Origin of the sequence: Streptomyces sp. NPDC005574 (assembly GCF_040605435.1) — a bacterium.
Lineage (GTDB): Bacteria > Actinomycetota > Actinomycetes > Streptomycetales > Streptomycetaceae > Streptomyces.
Genome location: NZ_JBEXCW010000064.1, coordinates 42,157 through 49,854, shown reverse-complemented (window position 1 = coordinate 49,854; position 7,698 = coordinate 42,157). Strand labels below are relative to the sequence as shown.

Below are 7,698 nucleotides of genomic sequence, written 5' to 3'. Positions count from 1 at the left end.
GCGGCCGGTCTGCGCCGACGCCGGTCGCAGGCTGGCGACAAATGGCATCTCGATGAGGTGTTCATCAAGGTCAGCGGGGTGCGGCAGTATCTGTGCCGCCCTGCTCCTTGAGGCGCTTGTAGGACCGCTCGATCTCGGCCTCGGCGTCGGCGCGGCCGACCCAGTTGGCGCCCTCGACCGACTTGCCGGGCTCCAGGTCCTTGTAGACCTCGAAGAAGTGCTGGATCTCCAGGCGGTCGAACTCGGACACGTGGTGGATGTCGCGCAGGTGCTCCACCCGCGGGTCGTGCGCGGGCACGCACAGCAGCTTGTCGTCGCCGCCGGCCTCGTCCGTCATCCGGAACATGCCGATCGCGCGGCACTGGATGAGGCAGCCGGGGAAGGTCGGCTCGTCCAGGATGACCAGCGCGTCCAGCGGGTCGCCGTCCTCGCCGAGGGTGTTCTCGACGAAGCCGTAGTCGGCCGGGTAACTGGTCGAGGTGAAGAGGCGACGGTCCAAACGGATCCGACCGGTCTCGTGGTCCACCTCGTACTTGTTCCGCGAACCCTTCGGAATCTCGATCGTGACGTCGAACTCCACCGGTGGCTCCTCCATGATCAACACATAGTTCTGGTGGTTAAGTGTCCCTCACGCAGGTGTGTGATCGCGAAAGGGGCTGGTCGTCGTGCCAGAGCTGAGGTTTTGGCAGACCGCGAGACCGCACGTGGAGCGGGCCGCGAACGCCGTACGGCCGCGTCTGGCACGGACCGCCGCGGTGGTGAAACCGCAGGTCGTGAGGATCTCACGGGCGACGGGACCGCGGGTCGCGCGGATCGTCCGGGCCGCGGAACCGCAGGTCGCGCGGGTCATGAGGCCGAAGACCTGGCAGTACACCGCCGGCGCCGCCGGCGCCGGACTGGCGCTGGCCGCCACGGTGGTGACCGCGGCCGGCCCCTGGGACTCCTCCGGCCAGCGTACGGCGGAGCGGGACTGGGCAGCCGCCCGCGAGCACGTGGGTGGTGCAGATCACGGCGGTGACCCCGGTTCCGCCACCGCGGCCGGCGGACCCCGCCCGGCTCCCAGCGCCGTGTCCGTCCTCACCGGCCTCGGCGGCTCGGCCGGCACCCTCCGGGCGGCGCCGGCCACCAAGGCGCTCACCGCCGTCCTGGCCCCCCTGCTGAAGGACCCCGCGCTCGGCGCCCACCAGGGCGCCGCTGTCGTCGACGTCACTGGCGGCCGGCGTCTCTACGGCACCGGTTCCCGCGCCGCGCTCACCCCCGCCTCCACCACGAAGATCGCCACCGCCGTCGCCGCCCTGTCCGCGCTGGGCGCCGACCACCGTCTCACCACCCGCGCCGCCTTCGAGCCCGACACCGGTGAGGTCGTCCTCGTCGGCGCCGGCGACCCCACCCTGACCGCCCACCGGCGAAGCGGGGGCTGGGCGAGCCTGCGCACCCTCGCCGACCGCACGGCCGCCGCGCTCGAGAAGCGGGGCGTGCGCGAGGTGACGCTGTCGTACGACACGACCCTCTACGCGGGCTCCGAGCAGCACCCGATCGGGCCCAACGACAACCTCGCGCCGGTCAGCGCCCTGATGGTGGACGAGGCCCGCACGGACGACTCCGCGAGCGGCCCGGTGACGCGCGTGCCCGACCCGGCCGCCGAGGCCGCCCGCACCTTCGCCACCCTCCTGCGGGCCCACGGCATCACGGCGACGTCTCCGGGCCCCTCCAAGGCGACCGGCCGCGCCGAACCCCTCGCGGCGGTCTCCTCGCCCCCGCTGTCGGCGCTCGTCGAACGCATGCTGACCAACAGCGACAACGACATCGCGGAGGCCCTCGCCCGGCAGACGGCGGTGGCGGCGGGCGGCCGCGCCGACTTCGCAGGCGGCGCGGCCGCGGTCCGCGCCCGGCTGAAGAAGCTCGGACTGCCCCTGTCCGGCGCCGACTTCCACGACGGCAGCGGCCTGGACCGCGCGGACCGGCTCACCGCCGACCTGCTCACCGCGCTGCTCGTCAAGGCGGGCGACCCGTCCCGCCCCGAACTCCGCCCGGTTCTCACCGGCCTTCCGGTGGCCGGTTTCACCGGCACGCTGAGCAGTCGTTACACGCAGGGCGCGGCCGGGGTCGTACGCGCCAAGACGGGCACCCTGACGGGCGTCAACAGCCTGGCCGGAACCGTCGTCGACCAGGACGGCCACCTGCTGGCCTTCGCGTTCCTGGCCTCCGGCACGACGGACCCGGCGGCCGCCCAGTCGGCGCTGGACAGGGCGGCGACCGCGCTCGCGGGGTGCGGCTGCGGCTGACGCGCGGGGGACCGGCGGGCTCCGCGGCCGGACCGGCCGACCCCTCGCCGCCCTGCCCCAAGCGGCGGCGCTCACGTACGGTTGACGCATGACGAGCATCGGTGGTGCCGCTTCTTCCGGGATGGTCGACTGGAATCTCGCGGTCGCGACCGCGACCCGGCTCGTACGGCCGGGCCCCGAGGTGAGCCGCGAGGAGGCCCGGGCCGTCGTCGCGGAACTGCGCCGACACGCCAAGGCCGCGGAGGGACACGTCCGGGGATTCACCCGTATGGGGACGGAGGAGACCCACGACACCCCCGTCCTAGTCTTCGACCGCCCCGGCTGGGTCCGGGCGAACGTCGCCGGATTCCGGGAGATCCTCAAACCGCTGCTCGACAAGATGCAGGAGCGGCGCGGCGCCACCCCCGGCGGAGCGGTCCTCGGCGCGGTCGGCGGCAAGGTCACCGGCGTCGAACTCGGCATGCTGCTGTCCTTCCTGGCCTCCCGCGTCCTCGGCCAGTACGAGACCTTCGCCCCCGACACCCGCGACCTGCCGGCGGGTCAGAACGGCGGCGGCCGACTCCTGCTCGTCGCCCCGAACATCGTCCACCTGGAACGCGAACTCGACGTCCAGCCCCACGACTTCCGCCTGTGGGTGTGCCTGCACGAGGAGACGCACCGCACCCAGTTCACGGCCGTGCCCTGGCTGCGCGACCACCTGGAGGGCGAAATCCAGTCTTTCCTGGCGGAGACCGACGTCGACCCGATGACCGTCCTGGAGCGCATCCGGGAGGCCGCCCAGTCGCTGGCCGGCGGCCGGCCGGAGAGCGAGGAGGACGACGGGGGGCGCTCCCTCGTCGAGATCGTGCAGACGCCGGCCCAGCGCGAGATCCTCGGCCGTCTCACCGCCGTCATGTCCCTGCTGGAGGGACACGCCGACTTCGTGATGGACGGCGTCGGCCCCCAGGTGGTGCCGACCGTCGCGGAGATCCGCGAGAAGTTCCAGCAGCGCCGCGCCAAGGGCGCCTCCCGGCTGGACATGACCCTGCGCAGGCTGCTGGGCCTGGACGCCAAGCTCAAGCAGTACCGCGACGGCGAACGCTTCGTGCGCGCCGTCGTCGACCAGGTCGGCATGGACGGCTTCAACCGCGTCTGGACGTCCCCGAACACGCTGCCGACGAAGTCGGAGATCGCCAAACCGGCGGACTGGGTCGCCCGGGTGCACCGGAAGGCCGACTCGTGAACCCGGCGCCGGGTCGTGAGACGAATCCGGCCGACGGCAGGCGAACGCCCCTTCAATCACCCGTCCGAGGGACCGTGAGGCACGGGTAGGCGTGCAATGCTCGGGGAACGCTCCGGCTCTGTCACCATCTACACACTCTGAGTGACCGAGCTCGGGCTCAACCCCCGACAATTTCATGAAGGGAACCGGACATGGGTCCCCATCCTGCGGTCGCGGCGATACGCCTGGCGGTCCGCCGCGTCCTCCACGACATCCTCACCGACATCCCCGTCTCCCCCGACACCCCGCGCGCGCGCCCCCCGGCACCGCTCGTGCTCGTGGCCTGCTCCGGCGGCGCCGACTCCATGGCCCTCGCCTCCGCTCTCGCGTTCGAGGCACCCCGGCTGGGCATCCGCGCCGGCGGCGTCACCGTCGACCACGGCCTTCAGCCGGGTTCCGACCTGCGTGCCGAGGAGGTCGTGCTGCGCCTGCGCGAACTCGGCCTGGAACCGGCCGAGTCCGTCGCCGTGACCGTCGGCCGCGGCGGCGGCCCCGAGGCAGCCGCCCGCGACGCCCGCTATGCCGCCCTCGATGCCGCCGCCGTCCGCCACGAAGCGGCCGCCGTGCTCCTCGGCCACACCCGCGACGACCAGGCCGAGACCGTCCTGCTCGGCCTCGCCCGCGGCTCCGGCATCCGCTCCCTGTCGGGCATGGCCGCGGTCTCGGGGGCCGACGGCCGTTACCGCCGCCCCTTCCTGCGGCTCGACCGGCAGACCGCCCGCAAGGCCTGCATGGTCCAGTCGCTGCCCGTCTGGGACGACCCGCACAACGCCGACCCCGCGTACACCCGTTCGCGGCTGCGCCACGAGGGGCTGCCCGCGCTGGAGAAGGCGCTCGGCAAGGGAGTCGTGGAGGCGCTCGCCCGTACGGCCCAGCTCTCCCGCGACGACGCCGACGCCCTCGACACCTGGGCGGGCCAGGCCGAGGCCTCCGTCCGCGACGCCACCGGCCTGCTGGAGTGCGCCAAGCTCTACGCCCTGCCGCCCGCCGTGCGCCGCCGCATCCTGCGCCGCGCCGCCATCGAGGCGGGCGCGCCCGCGGGTTCCCTCTTCGCCCGGCACATCGAGGAAGTGGACCGGCTGATCACCGGCTGGCGCGGCCAGGGAGTGATCAATCTCCCGGGCAAGGTCGTGGCCCAGCGCCAGGGTGGCAGACTGGTGATTCGGCAGGGCTGAATCCGGACCCGCTCCCTCGGACCGTGTGCGCGGGTCGCGGGCGGTCCGGGCGGTCGCGCGAGTACGCCGAGGGGACGCGGGTCCCCGGGCTGGCCGGGCCATCAGACGTGGGACGACCGAAAGTGATGCGGGTGGACGCGAAAGACATGGGTGCCGACCTCAAAGAGGTGCTCATCACCAAGGAAGAGATCGACGCGAAGCTGGCCGAGCTGGCCGCGAAGATCGACGCGGAGTACGCGGGCAAGGACCTGCTCATCGTCGGCGTCCTCAAGGGCGCGGTGATGGTGATGGCGGACCTCGCCCGGGCGCTGTCCACCCCCGTCACGATGGACTGGATGGCCGTGTCGTCGTACGGCGCGGGCACCCAGTCCTCCGGGGTGGTCCGGATCCTCAAGGACCTCGACACCGACATCAAGGGCAAGCACGTCCTGATCGTCGAGGACATCATCGACTCCGGGCTGACCCTGTCCTGGCTGATCTCCAACCTCGGCTCGCGCGAGCCCGCCTCCCTCAAGGTGTGCACGCTGCTGCGCAAGCCCGAGGCCGCCAAGGTCGCCATCGAGGTGGAGTGGGCCGGCTTCGACATCCCCAACGAGTTCGTCGTCGGCTACGGCCTCGACTACGCCGAGAAGTACCGGAATCTCCCGTTCGTGGGTACGCTCGCGCCCCACGTGTACGGCGGCTGAACCCGAAGGGCGCAACGCCCTGGGCCGCTCGGAGGGCGACCGGGAACCTCAGCGGATCGCCCACCGTTGGAGCATGCAGACGGGTTCACCGGCTGTCCCGTGCGGCTTCGGCCCACAATGCTGGGGTACCGTCAGAAGAACTGTCTTATCAAACTCACTATGGCAGGAGGGACGGGGCGACACCGCTCCGTATGGATGGACGTGAAGCGATACTTCCGTGGGCCGGTCATGTGGATCGTGCTGGCCGTCCTTGCCGTGGTCGTGTTGATGCAGGTCGTCGGCTCGTCCGGTGGCTACAAGACGGTGGACACCGGCCAGGTCGTCCAGGCGATCAATGACAACAAGGTCGAGTCGGCCAAAATCACCACCGGCGACGAGCAGACCATCAAGGTCCAGCTCAAAGACGGCGTGAAGGTCAAGGGCAGCTCGAAGATCCAGGCGAGCTACATCGGCGACCAAGGCGTGACCATCGCCAACACGCTGCAGACCAAGTACCAGGACAAGCAGATCCCCGACGGCTACACGGTCGCGCCGACGAAGCAGAACGCCTTCGTCGGGATCCTGCTGTCCCTGCTCCCCTTCGTCCTCATCGTCGTCGTGTTCCTGTTCCTGATGAATCAGATGCAGGGCGGCGGCTCCCGCGTCATGAACTTCGGCAAGTCCAAGGCGAAGCTCATCACCAAGGACACCCCGAAGACGACGTTCTCCGACGTCGCGGGTTCGGACGAGGCCGTCGAGGAGCTCCAGGAGATCAAGGAGTTCCTCCAGGAACCGGCGAAGTTCCAGGCCGTCGGCGCCAAGATTCCCAAGGGCGTACTGCTGTACGGCCCTCCCGGCACCGGCAAGACCCTGCTGGCGCGAGCCGTCGCGGGCGAGGCCGGAGTCCCCTTCTACTCGATCTCGGGTTCCGACTTCGTCGAGATGTTCGTCGGTGTCGGTGCCTCCCGGGTCCGTGACCTGTTCGAGCAGGCCAAGGCGAACGCCCCGGCGATCGTCTTCGTCGACGAGATCGACGCGGTCGGCCGCCATCGCGGTGCCGGCCTCGGCGGCGGTCACGACGAACGCGAGCAGACCCTGAACCAGCTGCTCGTCGAGATGGACGGCTTCGACGTGAAGGGCGGCGTGATCCTCATCGCCGCCACGAACCGGCCCGACATCCTCGACCCGGCGCTGCTGCGCCCCGGCCGTTTCGACCGGCAGATCGCGGTCGACCGTCCGGACATGCTCGGCCGTCTGGAGATCCTCAAGGTCCACCAGAAGGGCAAGCCGGTCGCCTCGGACGTCGACCTGTCGGCGGTCGCCCGCCGTACCCCGGGCTTCACCGGCGCCGACCTGTCGAACGTGCTGAACGAAGCGGCGCTCCTCACGGCGCGCAGCGACCGCAAGCTGATCGACAACTCCATGCTGGACGAGGCGATCGACCGTGTGGTCGCGGGCCCGCAGAAGCGGACCCGGATCATGTCGGACAAGGAGAAGAAGATCACCGCGTACCACGAGGGCGGACACGCCCTGGTCGCGGCGGCGTCTCCGAACTCCGACCCGGTCCACAAGATCACGATCCTCTCCCGAGGCCGTGCTCTGGGCTACACGATGGTGCTGCCGGAGGAGGACAAGTACTCCACCACGCGCAACGAGATGCTGGACCAGCTCGCGTACATGCTGGGCGGCCGCGCGGCGGAGGAGCTCGTCTTCCACGACCCGACCACGGGTGCCGCGAACGACATCGAGAAGGCCACCGCCACGGCCCGCGCGATGGTCACGCAGTACGGCATGACCGAGCGTCTCGGCGCCATCAAGTTCGGCGGCGACAACACCGAGCCCTTCCTGGGCCGGGAGATGTCGCACCCGCGTGACTACTCGGAAGAGGTAGCCGCGCTGGTAGACGAAGAGGTCAAGAAGCTGATCGAGACGGCGCACAACGAGGCCTGGGAGATCCTGGTCGAGAATCGCGACGTCCTCGACCAGCTGGTGCTTCAGCTGCTGGAGAAGGAGACGCTGAACAAGGAGCAGATCGCCGAGATCTTCGCCCCGATCGTGAAGCGTCCGCCCCGGCCCGCCTGGACCGGTTCCTCCCGCCGTACGCCCTCCACCCGCCCGCCGGTGCTCTCCCCCCGGGAGCTCGCACTGACGAACGGCGCCAACGGCTCGACGTCGGCGATCTCCACCGTCAAGTCCACCGCGGCGGAGCACGCCCCGGTGACGGAGACGGCCCCGGAGGACCGCCCCGAGAGCTGACGCCGGACGGCACGGTGCCCGGCGGGGCACCGTGCCCGACAGGTCCGGAATGGAAG

6 protein-coding genes and 1 pseudogene are annotated in these 7,698 nt (G+C 70.9%); 6 read left to right on the top strand and 1 reads right to left on the bottom strand.

Annotated features, from left to right (window positions below; genetic code table 11):
- Window positions 1-99 (top strand): annotated as a pseudogene (locus ABZT03_RS30690) (IS6 family transposase); the annotation flags it as partial.
- Here ABZT03_RS30690 and ABZT03_RS30685 read toward each other — a convergent pair.
- On the bottom strand, window positions 71-580 hold the full coding sequence (locus tag ABZT03_RS30685) for an inorganic diphosphatase (RefSeq protein WP_356045403.1): 510 nt from the start codon (window positions 578-580) through the stop codon (window positions 71-73). The pseudogene ABZT03_RS30690 and the gene ABZT03_RS30685 overlap by 29 nt on opposite strands.
- Window positions 581-704: 124 nt before the next feature.
- Between ABZT03_RS30685 and dacB the strand changes: the two genes are divergently transcribed.
- The 5 genes from dacB to ftsH all read left to right on the top strand — a co-directional run bounded on the left by dacB (window position 705) and on the right by ftsH (window position 7,642).
- Window positions 705-2,285 (top strand): D-alanyl-D-alanine carboxypeptidase/D-alanyl-D-alanine-endopeptidase, encoded by a 1,581-nt coding sequence (gene dacB, locus ABZT03_RS30680; protein WP_356045401.1) that lies wholly within the window; start codon window positions 705-707, stop codon window positions 2,283-2,285.
- An 88-nt stretch (window positions 2,286-2,373) separates the two neighbouring features.
- Window positions 2,374-3,507: a zinc-dependent metalloprotease gene (locus ABZT03_RS30675; protein WP_356045394.1), complete on the top strand. Its 1,134-nt coding sequence runs from the start codon at window positions 2,374-2,376 to the stop codon at window positions 3,505-3,507.
- A gap of 191 nt (window positions 3,508-3,698) precedes the next feature.
- Window positions 3,699-4,721 (top strand): tRNA lysidine(34) synthetase TilS, encoded by a 1,023-nt coding sequence (tilS, locus tag ABZT03_RS30670; protein WP_356045392.1) that lies wholly within the window; start codon window positions 3,699-3,701, stop codon window positions 4,719-4,721.
- Between the two features lie 125 nt (window positions 4,722-4,846).
- Window positions 4,847-5,407 carry a hypoxanthine phosphoribosyltransferase gene (gene hpt, locus ABZT03_RS30665; protein ID WP_356045399.1) on the top strand — a complete coding sequence of 187 codons (561 nt, stop codon included), beginning with the start codon at window positions 4,847-4,849 and terminating at the stop codon, window positions 5,405-5,407.
- 195 nt (window positions 5,408-5,602) lie between these two features.
- On the top strand, window positions 5,603-7,642 hold the full coding sequence (gene ftsH / locus ABZT03_RS30660) for an ATP-dependent zinc metalloprotease FtsH (RefSeq protein WP_356045389.1): 2,040 nt from the start codon (window positions 5,603-5,605) through the stop codon (window positions 7,640-7,642).
- The last annotated feature ends 56 nt before the right edge of the window (window positions 7,643-7,698 follow it).

What these genes read in the sequence shown, in the direction of transcription:
- ABZT03_RS30675 (WP_356045394.1), top strand. Translation starts at nt 2,374, where the DNA reads ATGACGAGCATCGGTGGTGCCGCTTCTTCCGGGATGGTCGACTGGAAT.
- tilS (WP_356045392.1), top strand. Translation starts at nt 3,699, where the DNA reads ATGGGTCCCCATCCTGCGGTCGCGGCGATACGCCTGGCGGTCCGCCGC.
- hpt (WP_356045399.1), top strand. Translation starts at nt 4,847, where the DNA reads ATGCGGGTGGACGCGAAAGACATGGGTGCCGACCTCAAAGAGGTGCTC.
- ftsH (WP_356045389.1), top strand. Translation starts at nt 5,603, where the DNA reads ATGGACGTGAAGCGATACTTCCGTGGGCCGGTCATGTGGATCGTGCTG.